This window comes from Bacillus sp. X1(2014) (assembly GCF_007678255.1).
The window spans coordinates 462,688-486,736 of sequence record NZ_VEED01000002.1 but is presented as its reverse complement, the minus strand read 5'-3'; the positions used below and the strand labels follow the sequence as shown (position 1 = coordinate 486,736).

The 24,049-nt window shown below is 40.1% G+C and carries 27 protein-coding genes; 21 read left to right on the top strand and 6 right to left on the bottom strand.

Annotated elements, in window-relative coordinates; genetic code table 11:
• The first annotated feature begins 1 nt into the window (after position 1).
• The 5 genes from FS608_RS06305 to menC are packed head-to-tail and all read left to right on the top strand — an operon-like array spanning position 2 to position 4,213.
• The gene (locus FS608_RS06305) at positions 2-790 is read left to right on the top strand and encodes a transporter substrate-binding domain-containing protein (RefSeq protein ID WP_186328625.1); all 789 of its coding nucleotides are present in this window, start codon (positions 2-4) and stop codon (positions 788-790) included.
• 12 nt (positions 791-802) lie between these two features.
• Positions 803-1,459, top strand: coding sequence for an amino acid ABC transporter permease (locus tag FS608_RS06300; RefSeq protein ID WP_144548388.1), 657 nt, complete (start codon positions 803-805; stop codon positions 1,457-1,459).
• A 49-nt stretch (positions 1,460-1,508) separates the two neighbouring features.
• The gene (locus FS608_RS06295) at positions 1,509-2,231 is read left to right on the top strand and encodes an amino acid ABC transporter ATP-binding protein (RefSeq protein WP_144548632.1); all 723 of its coding nucleotides are present in this window, start codon (positions 1,509-1,511) and stop codon (positions 2,229-2,231) included.
• Between the two features lie 28 nt (positions 2,232-2,259).
• The gene (locus FS608_RS06290; protein ID WP_260871593.1) at positions 2,260-3,081 is read left to right on the top strand and encodes a GNAT family N-acetyltransferase; all 822 of its coding nucleotides are present in this window, start codon (positions 2,260-2,262) and stop codon (positions 3,079-3,081) included.
• A 22-nt stretch (positions 3,082-3,103) separates the two neighbouring features.
• On the top strand, positions 3,104-4,213 hold the full coding sequence (gene menC, locus FS608_RS06285) for an o-succinylbenzoate synthase (protein ID WP_144548387.1): 1,110 nt from the start codon (positions 3,104-3,106) through the stop codon (positions 4,211-4,213).
• Between the two features lie 75 nt (positions 4,214-4,288).
• Here menC and guaC read toward each other — a convergent pair whose 3' ends face one another.
• The 3 genes from guaC to FS608_RS06270 form a co-directional block, all read right to left on the bottom strand.
• Positions 4,289-5,272, bottom strand: a complete 984-nt coding sequence (guaC, locus tag FS608_RS06280) for a GMP reductase (protein WP_144548386.1) — start codon at positions 5,270-5,272, stop codon at positions 4,289-4,291.
• A 188-nt stretch (positions 5,273-5,460) separates the two neighbouring features.
• Positions 5,461-6,552, bottom strand: a complete 1,092-nt coding sequence (locus FS608_RS06275) for a DUF1648 domain-containing protein (protein ID WP_144548385.1) — start codon at positions 6,550-6,552, stop codon at positions 5,461-5,463.
• Positions 6,553-6,569: 17 nt separating this feature from the next.
• Entirely contained in the window at positions 6,570-6,962 is a 393-nt protein-coding gene (locus FS608_RS06270) for a GntR family transcriptional regulator (protein ID WP_144548384.1), read from the bottom strand.
• Positions 6,963-7,053: 91 nt separating this feature from the next.
• Here FS608_RS06270 and FS608_RS31615 point away from each other — a divergent pair, with 91 nt between their 5' ends.
• On the top strand, positions 7,054-7,233 hold the full coding sequence (locus tag FS608_RS31615) for a DnaB-like helicase C-terminal domain-containing protein (RefSeq protein WP_313958696.1): 180 nt from the start codon (positions 7,054-7,056) through the stop codon (positions 7,231-7,233).
• A gap of 326 nt (positions 7,234-7,559) precedes the next feature.
• Here FS608_RS31615 and FS608_RS06260 read toward each other — a convergent pair whose 3' ends face one another.
• Positions 7,560-7,799: a spore germination protein gene (locus FS608_RS06260; RefSeq protein ID WP_144548383.1), complete on the bottom strand. Its 240-nt coding sequence runs from the start codon at positions 7,797-7,799 to the stop codon at positions 7,560-7,562.
• A 411-nt stretch (positions 7,800-8,210) separates the two neighbouring features.
• Here FS608_RS06260 and FS608_RS06255 point away from each other — a divergent pair, with 411 nt between their 5' ends.
• The 10 genes from FS608_RS06255 to pqqE all read left to right on the top strand — a co-directional run bounded on the left by FS608_RS06255 (position 8,211) and on the right by pqqE (position 17,885).
• Positions 8,211-8,585 (top strand): replication protein, encoded by a 375-nt coding sequence (locus FS608_RS06255; RefSeq protein ID WP_144548630.1) that lies wholly within the window; start codon positions 8,211-8,213, stop codon positions 8,583-8,585.
• Positions 8,578-9,204 (top strand): DUF559 domain-containing protein, encoded by a 627-nt coding sequence (locus tag FS608_RS06250; RefSeq protein WP_260871592.1) that lies wholly within the window; start codon positions 8,578-8,580, stop codon positions 9,202-9,204. Before FS608_RS06255 ends, FS608_RS06250 begins: the two co-directional genes overlap by 8 nt.
• Before the next feature lie 626 nt (positions 9,205-9,830).
• The gene (locus tag FS608_RS06245) at positions 9,831-11,012 is read left to right on the top strand and encodes a class I SAM-dependent methyltransferase (protein WP_144548382.1); all 1,182 of its coding nucleotides are present in this window, start codon (positions 9,831-9,833) and stop codon (positions 11,010-11,012) included.
• A 405-nt stretch (positions 11,013-11,417) separates the two neighbouring features.
• The gene (locus FS608_RS06240; protein ID WP_260871614.1) at positions 11,418-13,346 is read left to right on the top strand and encodes an outer membrane protein assembly factor BamB family protein; all 1,929 of its coding nucleotides are present in this window, start codon (positions 11,418-11,420) and stop codon (positions 13,344-13,346) included.
• A gap of 120 nt (positions 13,347-13,466) precedes the next feature.
• A complete protein-coding gene (locus FS608_RS06235) occupies positions 13,467-13,931 on the top strand; it encodes a hypothetical protein (protein WP_144548380.1) in 465 nt (154 codons plus the stop codon).
• Between the two features lie 533 nt (positions 13,932-14,464).
• Complete coding sequence (locus tag FS608_RS06230) at positions 14,465-14,719, top strand: hypothetical protein (RefSeq protein WP_186328624.1); 255 nt, start codon at positions 14,465-14,467, stop codon at positions 14,717-14,719.
• Positions 14,701-15,633 (top strand): pyrroloquinoline quinone biosynthesis protein PqqB, encoded by a 933-nt coding sequence (gene pqqB, locus FS608_RS06225; RefSeq protein ID WP_144548379.1) that lies wholly within the window; start codon positions 14,701-14,703, stop codon positions 15,631-15,633. Before FS608_RS06230 ends, pqqB begins: the two co-directional genes overlap by 19 nt.
• A 5-nt stretch (positions 15,634-15,638) precedes the next feature.
• Entirely contained in the window at positions 15,639-16,379 is a 741-nt protein-coding gene (pqqC, locus tag FS608_RS06220) for a pyrroloquinoline-quinone synthase PqqC (RefSeq protein WP_222127312.1), read from the top strand.
• A 44-nt stretch (positions 16,380-16,423) separates the two neighbouring features.
• Positions 16,424-16,768 carry a pyrroloquinoline quinone biosynthesis peptide chaperone PqqD gene (pqqD, locus tag FS608_RS06215; protein ID WP_144548378.1) on the top strand — a complete coding sequence of 115 codons (345 nt, stop codon included), beginning with the start codon at positions 16,424-16,426 and terminating at the stop codon, positions 16,766-16,768.
• A complete protein-coding gene (gene pqqE / locus FS608_RS06210; RefSeq protein ID WP_144548377.1) occupies positions 16,743-17,885 on the top strand; it encodes a pyrroloquinoline quinone biosynthesis protein PqqE in 1,143 nt (380 codons plus the stop codon). Before pqqD ends, pqqE begins: the two co-directional genes overlap by 26 nt.
• 69 nt (positions 17,886-17,954) lie before the next feature.
• Here pqqE and FS608_RS06205 read toward each other — a convergent pair whose 3' ends face one another.
• Positions 17,955-18,377 carry a YkvA family protein gene (locus FS608_RS06205; RefSeq protein ID WP_222127311.1) on the bottom strand — a complete coding sequence of 141 codons (423 nt, stop codon included), beginning with the start codon at positions 18,375-18,377 and terminating at the stop codon, positions 17,955-17,957.
• 274 nt (positions 18,378-18,651) lie between these two features.
• On the opposite strand from FS608_RS06205, the gene FS608_RS06200 reads away from it, so the two are divergent.
• The 4 genes from FS608_RS06200 (at position 18,652) to FS608_RS06180 (ending at position 22,705) form a co-directional block, all read left to right on the top strand.
• Complete coding sequence (locus FS608_RS06200; protein ID WP_260871612.1) at positions 18,652-19,917, top strand: MFS transporter; 1,266 nt, start codon at positions 18,652-18,654, stop codon at positions 19,915-19,917.
• A 344-nt stretch (positions 19,918-20,261) separates the two neighbouring features.
• Positions 20,262-21,386, top strand: coding sequence for an NADH:flavin oxidoreductase (locus FS608_RS06195; RefSeq protein ID WP_260871591.1), 1,125 nt, complete (start codon positions 20,262-20,264; stop codon positions 21,384-21,386).
• Between the two features lie 261 nt (positions 21,387-21,647).
• Positions 21,648-21,845: a hypothetical protein gene (locus tag FS608_RS06185; protein WP_144548374.1), complete on the top strand. Its 198-nt coding sequence runs from the start codon at positions 21,648-21,650 to the stop codon at positions 21,843-21,845.
• Positions 21,846-22,159: 314 nt separating this feature from the next.
• The gene (locus FS608_RS06180) at positions 22,160-22,705 is read left to right on the top strand and encodes an HD domain-containing protein (protein ID WP_144548373.1); all 546 of its coding nucleotides are present in this window, start codon (positions 22,160-22,162) and stop codon (positions 22,703-22,705) included.
• Positions 22,706-22,881: 176 nt separating this feature from the next.
• On the opposite strand, the gene FS608_RS06175 is transcribed toward FS608_RS06180, so the two are convergent.
• On the bottom strand, positions 22,882-23,262 hold the full coding sequence (locus FS608_RS06175; protein ID WP_144548372.1) for a MazG nucleotide pyrophosphohydrolase domain-containing protein: 381 nt from the start codon (positions 23,260-23,262) through the stop codon (positions 22,882-22,884).
• A 313-nt stretch (positions 23,263-23,575) separates the two neighbouring features.
• On the opposite strand from FS608_RS06175, the gene FS608_RS06170 reads away from it, so the two are divergent.
• Entirely contained in the window at positions 23,576-23,929 is a 354-nt protein-coding gene (locus FS608_RS06170; protein WP_144548371.1) for a Na-translocating system protein MpsC family protein, read from the top strand.
• Positions 23,930-24,049 lie beyond the last annotated feature (120 nt).

Genomic DNA, 24,049 nt, shown 5'->3' with positions numbered 1-24,049 from the left:
GATGAAAAAGTTTATGGTTGGTTTGTGTATAGCGTGTCTTGTCCTGATCATGGCTGCGTGTGGTGGGAGCAAGGATGTTAGTGGTTCAGCAAAAGGGGATACACTTCAGTCGATTAAGGATAAGGGAGAAATAAAGATTGCCCTTGAGGGAGCGTACCCTCCATATAACTACATTAATAAAAGCAATGAGTTAGAAGGATTTGACGTGGATATTGCTCAAGAAGTGGCAAAAAGACTTGGTGTGAAAGCGGTTTTAGTATCAAACCCCTGGGATAGTATGATCCCTGCATTAACCGGCAAAAAGTTTGATATTATCATTTCCGATATGGCGATTACCGAGGAAAGAAAGAAGAAAGTATCGTTTAGCGACCCATATTTTACCACTGGTAATCAGTTGTTTGTTCCAAAAGATTCTTCGATAAAAGACCCAAAAGACATGAAAGGGAAAAAGATTGGGGTAACGATCTCAACTACAGCAGCAGAAGAGGTCACCAAGCTTGGGGCCGATGTGAAACTGTATAAGAATGATTTTCTTGCTTTTGAAGATTTAGTAAATGGACGTCTTGATGGTGTTTCAACAGACCAAGGTGTCGGTGCCAAAATTATCCTCGATCAGAATTATAGTTTAGTAGCAATTGGCGGACTATTAAATACTGAATTAGCGGGCATGACCATCCGCAAAGAAGACAATGATTTCCGTAAAGAAATCAATAAGGTGATCTCTGAAATGCAAAAAGACGGTAAATATGAAGAAATTAGTAAAAAATGGTTTGGAAAAGACATCCGATAAGGAGCTAAAGATATGTTAGATTTTTCTCTAGTAACTGAATACATTCCATTTTTACTCAAGGCATCGATCCTGACCCTTGAAATCTCGATTCTTTCCTTAATCCTTGGGTTAGTGATGGGAATTATTATTGTAATCCTGAAGATTTCAAAGTTTAAGATTTTGTCATTGTTCGCCGACTTTTATATTTGGGTCCTGAGGGGGACCCCGCTGTTGGTGCAACTATTTCTTGTTTACTTCGGCCTTCCGCAAATCGGGATTGAACTAGATCCCTTTACCGCGTCAGTGCTGGCGTTAGGAATAAATGCCGGTGCCTATATTGCTGAAATTTTAAGAGGAGGGATCTTGTCCATCCCAAAAGGGCAGATGGAAGCAGCTCAGTCACTTGGACTGAGTTATCCCACAATTATGAGAAGAATTATTCTCCCGCAGGCGCTAAGAGTAAGCATCCCTGCGATAGGCAATGAATCTATCACATTATTAAAAGATTCATCGCTTGCGTCGCTTGTTACCGTATCAGAATTGATGATGACTTCACAAAGATTTGCATCAACGAATTATGCATTTATTGAATTCTATATTACAGCTGCCGTTCTTTACTTAGTGATGACCACGATATTCTCGTTTTTCTTAAGAAAAGTAGAATTTAAGTTGTCGATCAGCGAACGATAGTCAAGGAGGACCTAATGTGTCAAATCATGTGAAAGATCATCTTCATCCTATTATTGAAATTGAAAAAGTTCATAAAAGTTTCCATCAGCTGGAAGTTTTAAAAGGGATTAATTTACAAGTGTATCCTGGCGAGGTTGTTGCTCTGATTGGGTCAAGCGGCTCGGGTAAAAGTACGCTCCTCCGCTGTCTGAACGGGCTTGAGACCCTGTCTTCTGGTCGAATTACGATTGATGGAATGGAATTAAACTATTCACCGCGAAGTATTCAACAAATTAGACGAGAAGTGGGAATGGTATTTCAACAATTTAACCTATTCCCGCACCTTACCGTCTTACAAAATATTATAGAGGCGCCAATTCAGGCGTTAAAGAAGTCTAAAACAGAAGCCATAGAACAGGCTTTAATCCTCCTCGAAAGAGTCGGTCTTAAAGATAAAAAGGATGTATACCCTAGGAAGCTTTCCGGAGGTCAGCAGCAACGGGTCGCAATTGCAAGGGCGATGGCGATGAATCCGAAAATTATGCTCTTTGATGAACCGACTTCTGCGTTAGACCCAGAACTAGTTAGTGAGGTTCTCAATGTGATGAAGGGGTTAGCTGAAGAAGGAATGACGATGCTGATCGTAACACACGAGATGAAGTTTGCTAGAGAAGTAGCTGATCGAGTGATTTATATGTGTGACGGTGTCATCGAGGAACAAGGACCGCCACTTCAACTATTCAGCAATCCAAATAGTGATCGTTTAAAAAGTTTTCTAAAAAGTGTCATCTAAACAATTTTCAGGAGGATCGTTACTTAAGATGAATATATTAGAACCGATTACGATACGTATGTTACATTCGGCAGAGGAATTGACAGCCGTGAGAGATTTAGAAAGTCTTATTTGGGCGGATGAAGATCCGGTCCCAGTGAATCATAGCATTGCCGTTGTAAAAAATGGCGGGCTGGTAATTGGCGCTTTTTCTGGAGCACGATTAATTGGATTTCAATATAGTTTTCCTGGATTTGATGGGACAACTATCTATCTTTGCTCACACAGTATGGGAATTCACCCAGATTTTCAAAAAATGGGCATCGGTGAAAAATTAAAATTAAGGCAGCGAGAAGAAGCTCTTCAAAAGGGCTACCGATTAATCGTGTGGACATATGATCCACTAGAAACGGTTAATGGATATCTTAATTTGAGCAAATTAGGTGGAGTTTGTACGCAGTATATTGAAAATTGTTACGGTGAAATGCCTGATATTCTTAATGCAGGCTTACCATCTGATCGTTTTTTAGTGGAATGGGACATAACTGGGGAAACGTCGAAGCCATCGGAAGATTCTGCTAAAGTCGAAGAAGTGCACCTTTTGATTCAAGTGGAAGTGGATGCTCAGGGCTTCCCGATTCCAAAAGCAGTGCTACTTGATCACGAATGGAATGTGAATGTCCTGTATGTACCTGTTCCGAATCAATTCCAAACCATTAAAGCGAATGATTTAGAAACTGCATTGGATTGGCGACTGAAAACGCGCGAGGTTTTTAGCTATTATTTAAGCAGAGGATGGACGGTTACGGCATTACGAAAGAGTAATCTTCCTTACCTCCATCACTATGTATTAACGAAGAAACATACTTAAAACGGAGTGAGGGATAGATAGAATGGAAATTCAACGAATCGTATTACGACATATGAAAATGGATCTTTTACACCCTTTTACAACAGCGGTTGGAACGGAATATGATAAAGATTTTATTTTAGTGGAGGTCCTAACAAAGGATGGCATTACGGGATGGGCAGAATCCGTTGCTGCGATAGATGCCACCTATAAGGAAGAGACCGTCAAAACCAATTGGCATATGATGGAAGATTTTTTGATTCCCCTTCTTCTGAAAGAGCCGATTTCTCATCCGGATGAGGTTTCCGAACGGTTCCATCATATTCGAGGAAATTACATGGCGAAGGCTGCTCTGGAAGGGGCGATCTGGGATGCATATGCTAAACAGCAGGGAGTAAGTCTTGCTTCCGCTCTTGGAGGAAAGTTAGAAAAGATTGAAGTTGGTGTCAGTATTGGGATTCAGGATACGGTCGAAGAACTATTGAGTTTGATAGAAGGTAGTCTGCAAGAGGGATATAAGCGCATTAAGGTGAAAATTCAACCAGGATGGGATTTAAATATTTTAGCAGAGATACGTAAACGGTATCCAGATATTCCATTGATGGCTGACGCAAATACCGCTTATACACTAGATGATCTCGATACGCTTAAGGCTATGGACCAATTCAATTTAACCATGATTGAGCAGCCATTAGGCTTTGATGATATCATCGACCACGCGCAGCTGCAAGCGCAAATTGAGACTCCGATTTGTCTGGATGAAAGTATCCATAGTGTCGAAGATGTAAGAAAGGCGATTCAACTGGGAAGTTGTAAAATTATTAACATAAAGATCGGCCGTGTAGGAGGCTTAACCGAGTCCAAACGAATCCATGATCTATGCGAGGCAAATGGAATTCCCGTCTGGTGTGGAGGAATGCTAGAGTCTGGAGTGGGCAGGGCACATAATATTGCGATCACAAGCTTGTCGAATTTTACACTTCCAGGTGATACGGCCGCCTCAGCCCATTACTGGAAGGAAGATATTATCGACCCCGAGGTAACCGTTGAAGATGGGATGATTACCATTCCTAGGCTTCCGGGTATCGGGTATGAACCAAATCGCGAAAAGATTGAAAAGTACACCCTGTATAGCCGTACTTTTCGTTCATAGCTTTAGTTTAAAAAATAACAAAAATGCCAGTCCCTCTCATTTGGTAACAAAGTGTGGGGGACTGGCAGTTACTTTTTAATAAACTTTATCACCATTAAAGATGGAATTCTTCACGATGACATAGTCAACCGTACGGATGTCTTTTAACTTGTTGCCTCCGGCATAGGAAATAGAAGACTGAAGATCCTGTTCCATTTCGATCAATGTATCGATTAAACGGCCCTTGTGTTCTACGTACATTTTTTTACCTTCAACATTTTTTCGTTCGCCTTTTTGGAATTCCGAAGCGGAGCCGAAGTATTCTTTCACACACTTTCCGTCCTTTTCAATTGTTTCCCCAGGAGATTCTTCATGACCTGCAAATAAAGAACCGATCATGACCATGGATGCTCCAAATCGAACGGACTTCGCGATATCACCATGTGTACGGATGCCGCCGTCAGCGATAATTGGTTTGCTTGCCGCTTTGGCACACCATCTTAGTGCAGCTAACTGCCAGCCGCCTGTTCCAAATCCAGTCTTAATTTTCGTAATACATACTTTCCCAGGTCCAATTCCTACTTTCGTAGCATCTGCACCGGCATGCTCTAATTCTCTTACTGCTTCTGGAGTTCCGACATTTCCTGCAATGACAAAGCTATTCGGTAAAAGTTTCTTAATATGTTTAATCATATTAATCACTGCGTTGGAGTGGCCATGGGCGATATCAATGGTAATAAATTCAGGTGTTAGCTTTTCATCGGCCAACTGGTTAATGAAATCGTATTCTCCCTCTTTAACACCCACACTAATAGATGCAATAAGTCCACGTCCTTGCATGTCTTTGATGAAGGAAATCCGCTTTTCAGGCTGGAAACGGTGCATAATATAGAAGTAACCATTTTCCGCGAAGAAAATCGCAAGCTTTTCATCTATAATCGTCTGCATATTTGCAGGTACAACTGGCAATTTAAATGTATGTCCACCAAATGTGACACTCGTATCACACTCAGAACGACTGTTAACGATAGATTTAGCAGGAATCAGTTGAATATCTTCATAATCAAATACATTATCCATTAATTACACTCCCAAACACGAATATTCTAGTAAAATTAAATCCTATTGTTCGTACATATGTTAATTTACAGTATATTTGTTATTTTGTCAAAACAAATGAAAAATTATGTGGCGAAATGAAAAAATGCCTGCCCTCCACTACTTTATTGCGCTAGAGTAGTGGGGGACAGGCACTGAATGGACCGTACCTACAAAAAAGAAATCACTAAGATGATTACCAACGGTACGAAGACAACAAGATAACCGAGAGGGTTGCCAAAATTGAGCGTCCAGCCAACGCCAAATCTTTTTTCAACAAAGATGGACGGATCCTTTCGATTGAAATAAAAGAGGCCGCCTTTCCAATTGGCATCTTCGTCGAAATCGGTTATTCCCTCTTCAGCTTCATCCATGCCGAGTTTATCTGATCGTCCTACTTTTACAGCAAAGACTATGGTTCCGGCTAATGTAATGACAAGGAAAATGATGGGTGCTGCTGCAATGGTCATTCCATCAAATAAATCAGGGTGAATTGTTTTTAATTGAAAGAAACTAAACATAACCGTCAGCAAGAAACTAATGATAAACATAAACCAGCTTGAATTTTTCCGTAAAGTGAGCTGGCGCATGCGCGAAGCACTGGTATTAGTAGCGCTTAATTTAATCCCGGATTTCTTCGTCCCACTATGAATGGCTAAAAACATGAACTGCATAATTAAAAATGTTAGCGGCATTAAGATTGCAGACATGGGCGTTTTTTCTGTAAAGTCATCAGCTTCACCGTTAATTCCCCAGTGAGTTGGAATCTGTTCCGGCAGAAGGTCGTATTGGAGAATAGTGTATCCGATGAACCCGACAGTAATTACGATTGGTAGTAAATATACATACCAAGGAAGCATTTCATCCTGGTTCCGGACGGATAAATCAGTGACTTTTACTTGTTTTAGACCCGCTCCCCAGTTATTTTTCCTCTTTAATTGAAGCGTTTTTCCGTGATAGAAAAAATACAGGGAAAGACTGTAAAGAATGATACCAAATTGGATAAGCGTACCAACCAGCACAGTTTGTTCTTCAGAAGGTTTATTTAATAGTGCCCAAAGAAGATAGCCGGCTAAAACCAGAAATGAAAGAAATGAAACTAGTAGTGCATATCCCTTTTTATATGATGTAAGCTTTTCGTTCTTTAGGTATTTTTCGGGGACTGTGACTCCAAATATAACGGTCCGTTTAACTAAAAAAGGAACTGCGGTTTGAATTCCAACCAGAATAATTGCAATGATAAGAAAAATGGCCAAAGTCATATAAATGCGCCTCCTTTTTACTTGAGATTTTTATTGCTCTTCTTTAAATCTTCAATAATAGAAGTGACAAGTTCCTGAATTTGCGCATTGGACATTCCTACAACAAGAGATTCTGCGATAAGTGGTTTAAATTCATCCTTTAATCTCTCGCTTGAAGATTCATTGAAATCTTGTGGGGAAGAGATCATCGCACCGGATTTAGGAGCTATGCGGATAATTCCCTTTTTCTCTAATTGATGATAGCTTTTATTGACTGTATGCATGTTGACCCCAAGGTCTGCTGCAAAAGCCCTCACAGACGGCAGGGAGCTACCTGGCTGAATCAATCCTCCAGCGATTCCTTCAATTATTTGATTGGTGATTTGTTGATAAATGGGAATATCGGAATCAGGTTCAATTCGAATAATCATGTACTTTCCCTCCAATCTGTTCTATATATATTATAACACATCTGTTCTATTGTATCTATAACAATGTAAATTAAAAGGAATACTCAATTGCATGGACTGGGATGCTACTTGGCCAGTGGTCCTTTTATTGAGTGGGAAAATGACGATTTTCGCTGCCAGACCATCGATGGGTCAAACCGACGTAATGCTTCATTTTGCAAAAATGTCGGGTTGGGCAGGATTTCTGCCACTCGTTTTTTCCTTAGAGATGACTGAAAAGCACCTACTGTGAGTACATTCAAACGCTCGTGGAGCATGATTTCCTTAATAATGCCAAGCATGTCGCTATTATGATGAAACGTCTTCTGGAAAAAGAGATAGGCGTTCCTGTCACCAAACGCTTAAAAACGAGATTTCCTGGAATTTGCTAGTACTTTTCAATAGAATAATGGCGAAAAGATATGAAAAATGCACAGGGCTCAATTGTGAACTGTGCTTCTTTTACATTCTTCCCTATTAACATTGAAGAAAGTCCACCAGGCAAACAGTGATAGTCACTGTTCGCCAAAGGATAAGGAATTTGCAAAGGAGTTATTACAAAGTCTCGGTCTAGAACCATCATTGACTTTTGTCTGATGAAGATGGATTTTCATTTTGACCTTGATCACTTATATTGGAATCTTGAATCACCGTAATAATTATGGATTTAGCAGGTGAAAAATTTCCCATTGAAAAATTAGCACCAAATAATTTTAAGTTTGCAGTATGGCTATTGTGTAAGGTTTTTCCTATATTAATGCTTGCATTTTGTGCCATCCCGTTTACGTTCAGGTTGAAAATATTAATTTGATTATACATAAGAGCCTCCAATTGAACACAGGTTTTGATTTTAATTTAAAATATGTTAAAAAAGCATAATAAGAAATGGACAAACATGGAATTTAATATAATAGTTTCGTTTGAAAATAAGCTCAAAAGTTAATGAAATTGCAAAAAACGCCTCCAAAAATCAAATTTGGAGGCGTTTTTTGAGGTTTAAGCTCCAAAATGCCCTCAAATTTGAAATTTGGCAGTTAGCTTTACCTTGGCAATCTCGATATTGTAGAAGTACCGAAGTAAGGGCTTACACCTAAACCCCGCGCTAAGGACATGGTGATGAAAAGGTGTCATTTAAAATTCACATTCTAGTGAAAATCCTATGACCTTTTTCTTCATTTCTTTCTATATGATATATGAATGAATTTTATTAGAAGAAAGGCATGGTTGAAGATGGCAAAGTTTAGAAAAGTGCGTATTGATTTTTGGATGGATCCAATGGTTTCGGAGGAAATGACACCAGAGGACAGATACTTTTATTTATATCTTTTAACGAATCAGTGTAGTACTCAAATTGGAATCTATCAGATTACGAAAAAGCAGATGGCCTTTGATATGGGCTATTCCATTGAAAGTATTCATTCATTAATGGAACGATTCATCACGCATCACCAGCTGATTCGCTACAATCCTGAAACGAGAGAACTTGCCATTAAAAACTGGGGAGAAAATAACTTTGATAAAGCTGGGAAACCAATGATGGATTGTATTATCTCCGAATTAAAAGCGGTCAAGGAATGCGAAAAACGAGGAAGGCAAGGTGTATAACCGCTTTGGGATGCTGAATCAAAAGGGTGGAGAAAACCGACTGAACGTTGCGGTTACACGGGCTAAAGAAGGAATCACGGTGGTTTCAAGTATTGAGCCAGAAGAACTGAATGTGGCAAACACTTCGCAAATAGGTCCGAAATTACTAAGGGCCTATCTAAAATATGTACGGGCTGTTTCAAACTCACAAGTGGAGCAGATCAATGCGGTTGTCCAAGAAGTCAATGAAAATGTAAATACTCATGTACAGGAAAAAGAATTACATTTCGACTCTCCGTTTGAAGAGCAAGTGTATCATCAACTACGAAACCTCGGCTATGAGGTTACCACTCAGGTAGGGATGTCAGGTTACCGAATTGACATGGCCATTGTTCACCCGCATGATTCTTCCCGATATATATTGGGTATCGAGTGCGATGGAGCCATGTATCACAGCTCCGCAAATGCAAAGGAAAGAGACGTTTACCGTCAACGGTTCCTAGAAAGCAGAGGCTGGACCATCGAACGGATTTGGAGTCGAAACTGGTGGAAGAACTCTTCAGCGGAGATTGAGCGAATCGATCAGAAAGTGAAGGAATTGTTGAAGAAAGAGTCTGTAAAAGAGAAGGTTATCAATTAAATATTAGATTATTAACAGAGTGCAAGGTAAGTGCCATTAATGTGGGATTACCTAGCACTCTCTTTTTTTGATGGGAAACTTTGGGGCCAATCCCCTATTTTTTGATAATAAAGCTAATTGCGGCTGGCAGATAAGTGCTAAGGGTTAATGGTCGTTCTACATTGTGTATTGGAGCAGAATCGATTTTTTGCGATGAACCTTTTGCAATAAACAAACACCTACAAATTATAGGTTTTTGTAGGCGTTTAGCATTGTATTAACTATTTTCAGGAATATAAAAATCTATAAATAATATATTTTAATTAAGATATTCAACAACCGGTCGCTTTTCATGAATAAGTAGGTATATTTTAGGATTGTGAAGATTTCTACTTAACTATAGGGGGCAATAGGTTAAAGATGAAGATCGCTGCGGCGGTCTCTTTCTTACGATTAGTCAAGTATATTTCTAAGATTTATAGGAATATTTTTAGGGGGGGTGGGCATTCCGAATTTCTTCCATTTTCTTTACTTCACTAAGGAGTAAAGCTTTTTTTATGCTATAATTAGTACTAGATAATAATACCAACTAATAGGTGCTGACCCTTTTGAAACAAACTAAATACGCCTAAACTGGAGATAATACTATGTTAATAAATACTAAATTAAAGTCACAAAGCGTCTCAGCCTATTTTAAGTCACTGGGTATCAAAAACTGCTTAACCAAAGAAGACTTTTGGAGGCATGTAACCCATGTTGACTCCTTCTTGGCTAAGGAACTCCAACCCATTATGGAGCGCAAACTAAAAGGGAATCTTTATGAAGTGAAAAACCGAACACTGGCCTTCAGTTTGGCGGTAGAATCATGGACGATGAATTTCCATCAGTCCTTGCTCAACTGGATCAATCAGCAAACTCATTTAAAGCCGAAGCGGATTTTGGAAATTGGCTGTGATAATGGGTTGCTGTCTTGTTGGTACGCCTCGATTTTTCCAGATGCGGAGATCGTTGGCATTGAACAGTGTGGAAATGGAATTCAATGTGCACAGCAGTTGGCAATAAAGCAAGGGCTTAATAATGTGAGTTTTTACCAAATGGATTTTATGGAGGTAATTGAGCACTTTTCCCTGAATTCTTTTGATTTAATCATATCATCACGGACCTTTCATGAGATTATGGGGCCTATCATGATTTCAAACTATTGGTCACTTCTAGAGTACATGAAGGAGAATCCGACCTATGGTGACAGTGGTTATTTAGAAATAGTCCATCGTTTGTTAACGGAGGATGGATTGTTTCTCTCTTGCGAACAATTGAAAAATTCTGCAGATCTCGGAAGGTGGGCAAATGTGCTTCAGGATGCGGGTTTCCATATTCAATGGGATGACAGTGGTACCATCGAATACCATGAAATAGGAGTAGATAGGCTGTCTCCTGTGATTGTGGCGACAAAAAGGGAAACCAGTCTTGAAACCTTGAAAGGTATGGAACACCTATATACGAAAGGTTACCCACTTGTATTTGAGGAAGGTAGGTCCTATAAAGGAGGGACAGCGGAGTTTGCTTATCAACAGCTGGGAGAGAAAACATTCTACACAGGGATTCAATTGAAAGTGAGGAACCATTGGCATGTGTTTCGACTTGAGCTTTGGGAGACAGATAGGTTTTTGCTTGTCTATAACTATGGAAATATGGGGTATCATGAATTGGATATTTTACCTGCCTGCGCATATGAAGAGGCACACAGGTTGATGGAGGAGGCGGTTGGGGAGTTCGGTCACCTTGGTCCGCTTGTTTGGTATCACACCTTGGATGAACGACCAGAATAGCAGCAGCTACAATCCCCATGCTATTTTAACTATAACCCGAACAATGGACATTTAAAAAGTCCATTGTTCGGGTTTTTGTTTTCCTTGGATTAAAATATGTTTAAAATCCATTTATAGAATTTTGGGTCAGTCCCCCAGCGTGGTGAAGCTTTACATCAATGGGGGACTGACCCATTTTGCCTTTTTTTATGCCTAAAATAAGTAATGGGTCGTCCAACAGTACAATTAAACTAAAAGAGAGAAGGAAGAATTAGGACTATTTGCATAATTTTTGTGCCTTAGGTAATTATACCAATGTTCTTATAAAAATTTGAATATCTTAAGGAGGTTTAAAGACTGAAAGTGGAAAAATTCATCATCAAAAATCGATGTTTTATTTCATAATGTCAGGAGGGTATTTTCGTGATGCGATATTTAAAGTCATTAGGTTTAGTTTTGTTAGCAAGTATCGTTATAGTTGGCTGTCAGTCAAATAATAAGAAGAATAATGCTAATAACAAAAAAGAGGAAACCAAGGAATCCAACCAGGCAAGTCAGGAAGATGTGACAGGATTCCCAAATTGGGGGTATGACCTTCAACATACCCGACATGTGCCTTATAAAGAGATAACAAAAGAGAATGTAACAAAAATGGGGATTGCATGGCAGCAGGATATCTTAGATTGGAATAAGGATATTCCAAATTTACAAGAAGATTTCCCTGTCGTCCACGACGGGATCATGTATGTGACTAGTTCGAAAAATCATGTGTTTGCAATCGATGCCGCAAGTGGAAAGAAGCTTTGGGCATGGACACCGCCCAAGGACGTACTTGATCATATTAATGGTTTGCCATGGCAGTCCAATGTGGCAAGTAGGGGTGTCGCAGTGGCGAATGGGAATGTATTTGTCTTGATGATCGATAATCGGCTGGCCAAACTGGATGCGAAGAACGGAAAACTGTTAAAAATGGTTAACTTTTGGGATCATGAACCTACTATCAAATTAGAAAACAGATACTATGAATCTTCAGCTCCGATGTATTATGATGGCAACGTTTACGTTGGTAGCAGCGGCGGTGATAATGGTACACGAGGTTTTGTTTGGGCGTTTAAAGCAGATACCCTGGAACCGCTATGGAAAGAGCCATTTTGGACCGTTCCTAAAAGAGGAACGGGCTGGGCGAAAGGTAAATTTACGGGGGGTGGTTCCGTATGGACACCGATGTCGTTTGATCCAGATACTGATATGATGTATTTTGCAGTAGGGAATCCAGCTCCGGACTTTTATGATGCAGATAGAAAAGGAAAAAATCCATATACCGATTCTATCACTGCTTTAGATAGTAAAACAGGGAAGTTTAAGTGGTCATCTACTCAAGTTGATCATGATATATGGGATTATGACGCTGCCGCAACACCGATGATTCTCAGTGCAAAGGTTGACGGGAAAAAGCAAAAGGTTGTGGTTGAAGGCGGTAAGAATGGAAAGTGGTATGCGTGGGACGCAAAAACAGGGAAGACCATTTATGATGGGGTACCTTTTGTAAAGATTCAGCATTCGGACGTACCAAGCGATGAGAGTAAAGCAGTTCTCCAATGGCCAGGAACACCAGGTGGAGAAAGCTATGCTCCACAGACATATGACCCTGACACCAACTATGTGCTTATTCCAGGTATTAATAGTCCTAATTTAATGGTAGCCGCTAAAGATGCAAAAGAGATTGCAAAAGATAATAATACCTTCCCAGGAACAAAGATCCTTCCTTTGCCAAAGGATGTTGAGGTTTCTGGTACCATTACAGCAATTGATATGAATACAGGGAAAAAAGTATATCAAAATAAAACGGACGAGCCGATGTATGGCGGATTCACAAGTACGGCCGCCGGTCTTGCTTTCTACGGGGAATTGGATGGAAAGGTAAATGCTCTTGATATTAAAACAGGTAAAGTATTATGGAGCATGCAAAGTGGAGGAAAACAAATCAAAATGGCACCTTCCATATATACGGTTGACGGCAAAGAATATGTTGCAGTCATTACTGGTGGTACGAAGGTTGTTGTTTATGGTCTCGGAGGTAAGTTAAAACCTGGAGCTATAAATAAAAATGCAAAATTACAAGGGGAAGCAGACGTTGTTATCGATCCGGAAAAGGTTTACAAAAGAAGTTGTATTTCCTGTCACGGGGATAATCTTCAAGGCGCAACAGCACCAAATCTTCAACACATAGGTAAAACTATGTCTAAAGAGGACATATTGAATAAAATTCTTAATGGTGGCGACCGCATGCCAGCAGGTATGGCCAAAGGTGCAGAGGCTGAAGCACTAGCGGAATGGCTATCCAAAAAGAAATGATTTTTACTCCAGAAACAATCCGAGTCTGATTCTCTAATTCGGACTCAGATTGTTTCTTAAAAGGATAATTATACATTGACGAAACATCAGATATTCACGAAAAATAAGGATGGTGTTAATATGAGGAAATTACCGATTTATACCGTGCGATTCATTGGTGCCGCCTTATGCATTTCCTTACTCTTTGGATTTGCCTACCCAACATTGACCAATGCTCAGTCAAGTAATGGCTTAGGTTCATCCGAGTATAACGGAATCAGGTTAACTATCAATGATTATTCGATAATAAACCATGGCCAAGACATTCAGTTGCATTATACGATAACCACAAATTCAAATATCCAAGTTAGTCCGGATACTAAAAGTTTGATTGGGAACCCGTATATTTGGATTGGGAATACGTTAGTTCGTGAGGAATCAGAATCGTTTCAGAAAATAAGTGATAATGAGTATAAAGGAACGATCATAGCACAGCTGCAACATTACAGATCAGATAATTCTGAATTGTCATTTCACACACATGGAATAATGAATCAAAATGGACAATGGACAGTTAATTTTCATTTAAAGAGTAGCCAGTACTGAGGTGAAGTTGAAAAAACTAAAAGTATCCCAAGTTATTCTTGAGCCGTACGGGATATATCTTTTTATTGATTAGTTGGATTTCTAAAAGATTGATACGTTTCTTGGAGTTGCATCTATAACAACGAGAGTTAGATCATTTAATAAATCATTATATTAGTAAGTAGATAATCATAACGTAAACAACCTGAGTTCAATCATCATCCGGACTTAGGTTGTTTCTTTTTGTTCTTGTCCCTTTTTGCAATATATTGCCAAATCCAATACCACATTAGGACATCTTCAGGTCAAAATTCTGGTTATTTTGAGATATCTATCTACATAGATTATTTTGAAAGGGAAAATCCGACACCCCCGCGCAGGTGAGAATTTTCAATGTGGGTGTCATGAAAGGGGGTAGCGAATATGTGGGTGAAGCCTGAGTATAAAGTGATCAATACATCTCCTGAGGTGACAATGTATGCCTATATTGGCTAACAGCACAGCCTGCTTGCGCATGCATTTAATAGTTTTATAAATCAATGGAGGTAGGGCATATGAAAATAAAGCGGTACCTAAAATCAATGATTGGCGCGATTATTGGGTGTGCAACAGCCGGAGGATGGTTGGCCGTCGATCTCCTGCTCCCAGAACCAGTGGGTGACTATCTCCTGTATCCCCTCATGGCTGTAGTGAATATAGCGATTGGGTGGCAAGTTGGAAGGGCATTAGGTAAACCTAGGGATATTGGCAAAGAAGGTATTCAAGTCTCCAGTGAAAGGACTGAAGCCAAATTCGAATTAGAGTCTTAGGAGCAGCGGCTGGTGGCGGCTTTCCGCAGTGGAATTGTGCATGTCCAAATTGCCATAGTGTCCGCGAAGGAAACGATTCGCACCAGCCGTTATTACAATCATCGCTTGCTGTAAGTGCGAATGAAAAGGATTGGTATCTCATTAATGCGGGACCGGATGTTCACAGGCAGATTGAATCGTTTACTGCCCTGCATCCGGGTCCAGGTATAAGAGAGACTCCGCTGGCTGGTGTTATTTTAACCGATGCCGAGTTCGACCATACGATTGGGTTATTGTCATTACGGGAGGGTTCTTGTTTAAACATCTATGGAACCGAGACAGTACGAAAGTGTTTGCAGTCATTCTTTCCAGTGTTACCCATACTGAAAAACTATTGTTCATGGGAATGGCAGTCTCTTCACCCTGATCATCGCAAGCGGATAGGACTTCCGGGTGTAGGAGGAGAAGGAACCATCATCATCGAGACGGTCCCCGTTTCTAAAAAACCGCCGCTTTATACCCAGTCAAACAAGGAGGAGAATGACCCGGAAGATTTATGGGAGGTCGGGCTGGTTCTTTATAATGAGAGTACCGGCAGATGCCTTGCTTACTTTCCTACTTTAGAAAGGATCACCCCGGCTATAGAAGCTTGCTTTCAGAAGGCGGATATCTTGATGGTGGACGGAACTTTTTGGTCAGAAACTGAATTGGTTGAGTTGGGTGCAACCAAGCGCGATGCAAGAAATATGGGACATTTACCAATTAGCGGGCCATCGGGCATTGCTGAAAAGCTAGCCAAATACTCAGCCAAACGGAAAATTCTGATTCACATAAACAACAGCAACCCTATTCTTAAGAAGGACTCAATGGAAAGGCATACATTGGAACGGCTAGGTTTTGAGATTGCCTATGACGGTATGGAAGTGGAGGTGTGAACATTTTGGATCAAGGTGATTTCCTTAACCTAGAAAAGGTGTTAAATGAAACAAAGGAAAAATTATGGACGAGGGATGAATTCACAGAGCAATTAAAAGCTGTTGGAAGTTCCTTCTATCATGACAAACATCCATTTCATGTAGCGATGCATAAAGGAAAATTAAGCAGAGAACAGATCCGCGGTTGGGTGGCTAACCGGTACTATTATCAAAAATCAGTTCCGATTAAAGATGCAGCTATTCTTTCTAGGCTGCCGTCAAGGGATATGCGACGTGAATGGATTGGGCGAATCATTGACCATGACGGAACGCAAGGGGAAGAAGGTGGAATTGAAGCATGGCTTCGGCTTGGTGAAGCTGTGGGGTTATCCCGGGAAGAAGTAGCGCAGGAGGTCAGAGTCGTTCCGGGTGTTCGATTTGCTGTTGATGCCTATGTAAACTTTGCGGGGACAAAACCATGGATGGAAGCCGTTGCTTCCTCCCTAACCGAATTGTTTTCTCCTGATTTAATGTCAAAGAGAATGAAGGTCATTGAGCGCCTTTATCCATGGATTGACCGTGCAGGACTGGAATATTTTCAAAATCGCCTTTCACAGGCGCCGCGTGATGCCGATACAGCCCTTAAACTTGTGTTAACCTATTGCCAAACTCCGAAAGATCAAAGGCGGGCTGTTGCCGCACTGCGTTTCAAGTGTGATGTGTTGTGGGCACAGCTTGATGCCATCGAAAACGCATATCCCCTATAAGAGTGAACGATGATTTTATCACTCACCCGAAAAATAAATGAAAGGTGGTGGAGTCAATTTTAGCTGACAGTATTCCAAGACTCGCAGCAAAGGCGCGATTAAAATTTGATAAAGTAAGGGAAAAGAATCTTCTTTTGTTACCGGAAAAGGTCGTGGTCTTGAACGAAACGGCTGCATCTATTCTTACTTTATGTGACGGAAGACAAACCGTGAACACCATCACTGAAAAAATAAGGGCTTCACTAAAGGCAGACACAGAAACTGCAGATACAAGTGCTTTGCCTGATTTGAAAACGATGAAAGCAGATATTTCTGAGTTTCTCCGGGAAATGGAGGATCAGGGTTGGGTGGTGATCCATAAACATGGTTCAGTCGATAACAAAGAATAATAAGGGGGCTCCCCCCCCATATTCCTTGGTCGCGGAGCTAACTCATCGCTGTCCTTTGCATTGTCCATATTGTTCGAACCCTTTAGAAATGATTTCAAAGGCAACGGAAATATCGACCGGGGAGTGGTGCCGTGTTTTGTCTGAGGCGGCTGATCTGGGAGTTGTAGAAGTTCATTTTTCCGGTGGAGAACCACTTTTGCGAGGCGATTTGGAAGTTTTTATCCGCCATGCAAATAAATTAGAGATGTATACTAATCTCATAACCAGCGGCATTGGATTAACAACTGAAAAGGCTGCCCGGCTCTGTGATGCCGGACTGGAAAATGTGCAGGTGAGCTTTCAGGCAGGCGATGCAAAGCTTTCGGACATCATCGGCGGTTTTAAGGCTTTTGACAAGAAAAGGGAAGCTTGCAAAGCGGTAAAAAACGCCGGAATGTATTTATCATTAAATGTCGTGTTGCACCGAATGAATATTGATCATTTGGATGAGATTATTAAACTCGCCGAGGAGGTGGGTGCTGAACGTCTGGAACTGGCGAATACACAGTATTATAACTGGGCTTTGCTCAATCGGGAGCAGCTTTTGCCAAGCCGTGTTCAGATTGAGCGTGCCCGTGAAATCTATGACGCCGCAAAAGCGCGCATTGGGAAAAAAATCGAAATCATTTGGGTTATTTCTGATTATTATGCTCAGGCACCTAAGCCTTGTATGGGGGGATGGGGGACGATTGGCTTAACGGTAGCACCAAATGGGGCAGTCCTTCCTTGCCCGACAGCCGGGATGATTGAGGGTTTTTCCTTTGAAAATATTCTTGACTCGTCACTAAGTCATATTTGGTATGAATCAGAGTCTTTTAACCATTTCCGCGGTGAAGAATGGATGCCAGAACCCTGCCTTTCGTGTGAACTAAGACACCAAGACGGAGGTGGGTGCCGTTGCCAGGCTTTTGCTTTAACTGGGGACGCTTATGCGATGGATCCAGTCTGCCAATGGGCGCCAAAACATTATCTGATTGAAAAAGCTGTACAGGACGCTAATTGCACCCCCATTATACAGTCATCACCTATCATTTATCGGAGATTTCAGCTAGACAGACCCGCATCAAAAAAAACATAAAACTCTAATAAAAATATGTGATTGCAAATTTGGTGCTAAGGGACTGCATACATAACCTTTGCGCCTTTTTTATATGACCCATTTAAAAAGAACCGTGGTCGCGAAACTGATCCAAACGAGGAGAATAACAATCGCTGCCGCCCAATTTTTCCGCAGCATTTTAGGCGTTCGGGAGGCCATCACCCTGCATTCTTGCAATACTTGATTCGGTATCAGGGTGAACACTTCTAATATCCCCAAGGGAAGCAGAAAAACTTCATCCAAATAACCTAATACGGGAATGAAATCTGGAATAAGGTCTATGGGGCTTAACGCATAGGCAACAATCAATAATGAAAATGCTTTAGCATACCATGGTGTTTTCGAATGACGGTATGCGAGATACACAATATAGATATTTTGTTTAATATTTTGTATGAATTCCTCCCATTTGTTTGGATGCTTAACCATGTCGCTTCCTTCCCTCTCTAATAAACTATCCTCGTTTTTCATCGGTCAGCCAGATCCTTTCGGATTATTTTGCTTCGAACATCACCATTTTAAACAACTTATGCTGTATCCGCTATTTGGGTTTTTGTTTTCTAAAGGCATAATGCATCCATTGTGATGTTTCCTTTATAGGTAAACCGAAATGGATGTGAATAAATGACAGGAGAATTTGGAACTCTTTTAAGTAGAGTAAATAACCAATGGTTTACCAATATCCCCTCGTAATTATTTAAAATGATGTAAGAAAAATAGAAAAGAAGTGATAAAGTTGAAGTTTGTGTTTGGTAAGAACGATGATGAAGGAGCCGGACAAATTCATCCGGCAGCCAAAAAACTTATGCTGGTCAATGCTATTCGAAGTATTGGACAAGGCATGCTAGTTGTTGATTTGTCTCTATACCTCGCTGCACTGGGTTGGAGTACAGCGGCGATTGGAAGTGTGCTTGCTGCCGGAGGTTTGCTTGGTGTAGGACTAGCCCCAGTCATAGGTATTTATAGCGATCGACTGGGGAGAAAACCCTTTATCCTTTTTTCTGAACTATTAACAGCCGGATGTGCGTTGATTGGGATATTATCTACAAATACTATTTTGTTATTTATTGCAATCACACTTTCAGGTTTTGGGAAAGCGGACGCCGGTTCTCCCAGTCCATGTGCCCCGGCGGAGCAGGCTTGGCTGGCGGCCTTTATCCCAAAAATAGAGCGTGGAAAGGTATATAGTCTGAATAATGCTCTTAGCTTTTTCGGAATGGCGGCAGGTGCAGTGCTGGCGGGGATCACGGCCTTATGGAATCATAATCTTAAAGAAGGCACTTCCTATCGCCCTATATTCTTCTTTATCTTCGTTTTATCCTTTGTGACAGCGGCAATCATTTTAACCATTCAGGAAGGAAAAATTGATAAACAACCAGGATATATAAAAGAGGAGTTAGGGAATCAAGAAAAGAGAATCCTGCGCGAAGAAAATTCTGCGGTCTTAAAGCTCGCAGCCATTAACATACTTAACGGGATTGCCATTGGACTTACGGGACCCATGATGTCTTATTGGTTTTCGGCTAAATTCGGGGTAAGCAGTATACAGATTGGAGGCACATTGGCTGTCACTTTTTTTGCGACAGGTGTTACCTCGGTCTTACAAGCAAGATTATCCAACAAACACGGGACAATAAGGTCCATTGTGCTGGTTCGTCTCATTGCAAGCCTGCTTTTGATTTTGATGCCCTTACTATCGTCCTATGCACTTGTTTCTGTCTTGTATATCATACGAACGGCTTTAAACAGAGGTACACAAGGGGCACAGCAAGCGTTGAGTGTGAGTTTGACTCGTGACATGCGCCGTGGTTTCGCATCAAGCATCAATATCTTTTCAATCAGGCTGCCTATCTCGATTGGACCGTATTTTACCGGCTATCTTTTTGGATTGGGTTCACTAGCCCTGCCTTTCTACATAGCTTCTGGTTTACAATTCAGTTTTGCCTATTTATATGGAAAAGTCTTCAGCTCCTACGAAATTCGAATGAAATCCCATGCTTCATCGGGGTAATCAGAGCGGTGAACTAACATTTCTCTATTTTCAGAAAGTGAAGGAATTATTGAAGAAGGAATCTGTGAAAGAGAAAGTAAGAAAAAAATATTAGAATTTTATACAGAGTGCTTAGTAACACCCAATAATGTGGGATTCCTTGCACTCTATTTTGTTTTGTGGTAGGAATTCCTGTGATAAAAAGTACCGCGACTAGTTTGTTTGTCGTTTTATAAATAACCTGCTAAATCGCCTAAGTTTTTAATATTAGTATAAACATAGGACTTATCAGTTTATATTTTTATAGACGAATTATAGAATAAAGGGTGCAGGATAAAACGAATAAATAAAAGGAAGTGCTCGCCTTGGATCAAAAGTTCGCAGGTCATACTTTGTTACAATCTGTACCATTTGGAAATGACATGTTAGCTAGCCGGTTAGTGATGGCCCCAATGACACGCATGTTTTCGCCAGAAGGAATCCCGGGAAAAAATGTTGCACAATATTACCGCAAACGTGCAGAGAATGGAATTGGGCTTATCATAACTGAAGGGACAGCGATTAATCACCCAGCTGCAGTAATGAGCCCTGATATTCCCCGTTTTTATGGTGAGGAAGCTTTAAATGGCTGGGCAAATGTAGTGAATGAAGTCCACCAAGCCGGCGGCAAAATTATTCCACAATTATGGCATGTAGGTGCTGCCCGAAAAACAGGCAGTGAACCAAATATTGACGCACCTACTGTTAGTCCGTCTGGATTAACTTTAAGAGGCCAGAGAAATGAGAAAATAAAGGCTTTAACGAAAGAAGAAGTGGCTGAAATGATTGATGCATACGCCGAAGCGGCTGCAAATGCGAAGCGCATCGGCTTTGACGGAATTGAGTTGCATGGAGCACACGGATACTTAATTGATCAATTTTTTTGGGAACTAACGAACAAGCGTACAGATGATTATGGCGGTGATTTAGGAGAGCGAACAAAATTCGCATCAGATATTGTTCGGGCTTGCCGGAAAGAAGTTGGGCCTGATTTTCCAATTGTCTTTCGTTATTCACAATGGAAAGGAACCGATTATCAAGCTAAATTAGCTAAGAACTCTAATGAGCTTGAACAATTGCTCACCCCATTAGTTGAAGCTGGTGTAGATATTTTCCACTGCTCAACAAGACGTATATGGGAACCTGAATTTAAAGATGAAGATCCTTCATTAACCTTAGCCGGCTGGACGAAACGAATTACCAATAAACCAACGATTGCGGTCGGTTCTGTTGGAATTAACCGTGCCTTTTTGAGCAATCAGGACAATGATCATGTAACAATTGAAGAAAATCTCAAAATTGTAGACGAAAAAATCAAAGCAGGCGAATTTGACTATGTAGCCATTGGCCGTGCCATACTAGCTGATCCAGAATGGGCAGTAAAACTTAAAAATGGTCATCTTAATCAAGTCGTGCATTATACGAAGGAATCTGAGAAATACTTGATTTAATTACATATAGCTTTGATAGAAAAGTTTCACTCCTCGAATAAGGAAGTCCTGTACCGATATTTTTGCGTGAGGAAATGGTCTTCTAATTAAAACAGCACCATCCACACTAATTGGAATGGTGCTGTTTCCAGATGGAGTGTATAAATTCAAAATATTGACAAATTTTAAAATGATTTATAGCTATATTCATCATATAATCAAAGTAAGGAAGGAGGGCAAAGATTCAATAGTTTCTCAAAACTTTGAAAGAAGGTGTTGGAAATGTCACTCGCTCACTTTGATGATATCTATGAAATCTGTTGTGGAATGATGGAGGAGGAAGAAACGTTAATCAAGGCAAAGCATGTGAATGAACGGTTAAATCTTATGAAAAATCGTAATTCAGAAGGCCATCGGTGGTGGGAAGAGGCAATGAGAGAGAGTTTAAATGAAAAGGAAAGAGAGGTATTTTATGTTTAAAAAGAAAAAGAATATAAGTTAATGATCCCTCGTTTGTTCCGAATCATGGAAGATGGGGGATTATTTTTTTGTTGCTGAACCTAGTAAGCTGAACGAAACTGAATAGCAATCATCTATTACCAAACACTTTCAACGTTACGATGAGGTTTTTACCGGTAAGGGGACAGCCTAATATTATAACTACAGATATTGGAAGAGGTGCTGCAGTTCCAAATAATTTTCTAAAGCTTAAATTAACCAGCATATACTGATGCGGAATCAGTATAAAATAAAACTATAAAATCATGAAATCCGTTATACTGGGGGAAATAAAGATGAATATCGTTCAAAAAGCAATTAATTTTGCAGCAGTAGCCCATCGAAATCAGACGAGAAAAGCAACAGATATCCCATATATCTCTCATCCTTTTGCCGTGGGGATTCTTTTACAAAAGGAGAAATGTTCGGATTCAGTCATCGCTGCAGGTATTCTTCATGATACACTTGAAGATACCGATACAAATTATGAAACATTAGCAGAGCAATTTGGTGAGCATATTGCGAATTTAGTCAGAGCTGCTTCGGAACCTGATAAAACCCTCCCTTGGCGTGTTAGAAAACAACATACCATTGATATGTTAAAAAATCTATCTATAGAAGAAATACAAGTCATCACTGCGGATAAATTACATAATCTGCAATCCATTAAGGAAGACCGTAAAACGATTGGCGAGATGGTATGGGAGCGTTTTAACCATGGCATGAAAGATCAGCATTGGTATTATGCCAGTATTGTAAAAGAATTAGCACCTAGGAAAGAAGAATTTACACTGATAAGGGAGTTGGAGTTGGAAGTAAGCCATGTGTTTGGGTCTCTATAGTTCCCATCAAATGATGAAAATACGCTCTGCCAAAACCATTAAAATATTTAGGATAATTTATGATTGCATTCTTTCTTCTAAGTGAACTGAGGATTATCCTATATTTAACCGAAAGAAGTCTCTTTCGGTTATTTTTTGTTTCAATATTGGTGATCATTTGTAATCAAGCTAATTCCTTACCTTACTAACCCGACATCTTTATTTTTTCGGTTCTTTACTTCAGCCATTTTTGAATAAAAGCTTTCTTCTAAATCAATTTCAAAGTAATTTGCCATTTTAATAATATAGGCTAAGCAATCAGCAAATTCTTTACCTAAATCCTCTTTGATCGATTCTTTAGCCAAATCAAATGCCTCTTTTTCATCACTGCCTTTTGAAATGTGACTATTGGTCAAATTAAAAGCTTTTCGAAGTTCTTCAGCAACTTCCGCGACTTCTGTTGTTAACAGCATATAGTTATTTAAAAGTGAAGCACGAGTTCTCTCATAATTATCTTTATTAATTTCCCAGTTCATTTCTTCATGATATCCTTTTGCGAATTTCTGTAATTCTTTCACTGCTGCACCTCATTCAAAATTTATTATCCTAAGATTTCCTAAGTCTTAAGATATATTATTAATTAAGAGTTGGTCAAATTAGAAAACTTTAGAAGGATTATGGGGTCAGTCCCCTGATGCGTTTAAGCTTTACTTCACCGGGGGACTGACCCCTATGTCGACCCCTATGTCCTATTATTTGGAAATAAAGAAAGAATAGAAGTATATAAATATTTTAATATTAAGAATATTGACAATAGTTTTTAATCAATGTATATTATGGATATGTACAAACTTACTATGATACATAGCAAACGTAAATAGAGGTGAAAGGATGAAGCTGCAGCTCTCCGCTAACCAACTAAAACTTGAAATTATTAAAATCTACAACACGGTGAATCAAGAGCTGTTTGGAATTGGGATCAAATCACAGCGAATTGAATTGGTGGGGGACAAGGTATTTATTTATGCCCAGCATAAACGGATCCCCGCTTTGAAAGTATTAGATGAAACACAGCGATTATTGACAAGAGCCGTCGATTCTTCGATCATCGATGCTTTCAAAGAAATACTAGCTTCTAAGATCGAAGAAACTCTAAGTCTTCCGATTCAGGTTATCTTTAAGGACTATGATCCACGTACCGAGCAGGCGTTGACGGTCGTTATCTTTAAGGAACCAATCGAATAAAACAGAACGATGAGCAGGTTTAGGGCCCATTTTGGAGAGGCTTTCAAACCGCTTATCATGAAACGAACTAAAGCTTATTGCTTTGGTGTGTTTTCATGGTAAGCGGTTTTTATTTTTTTA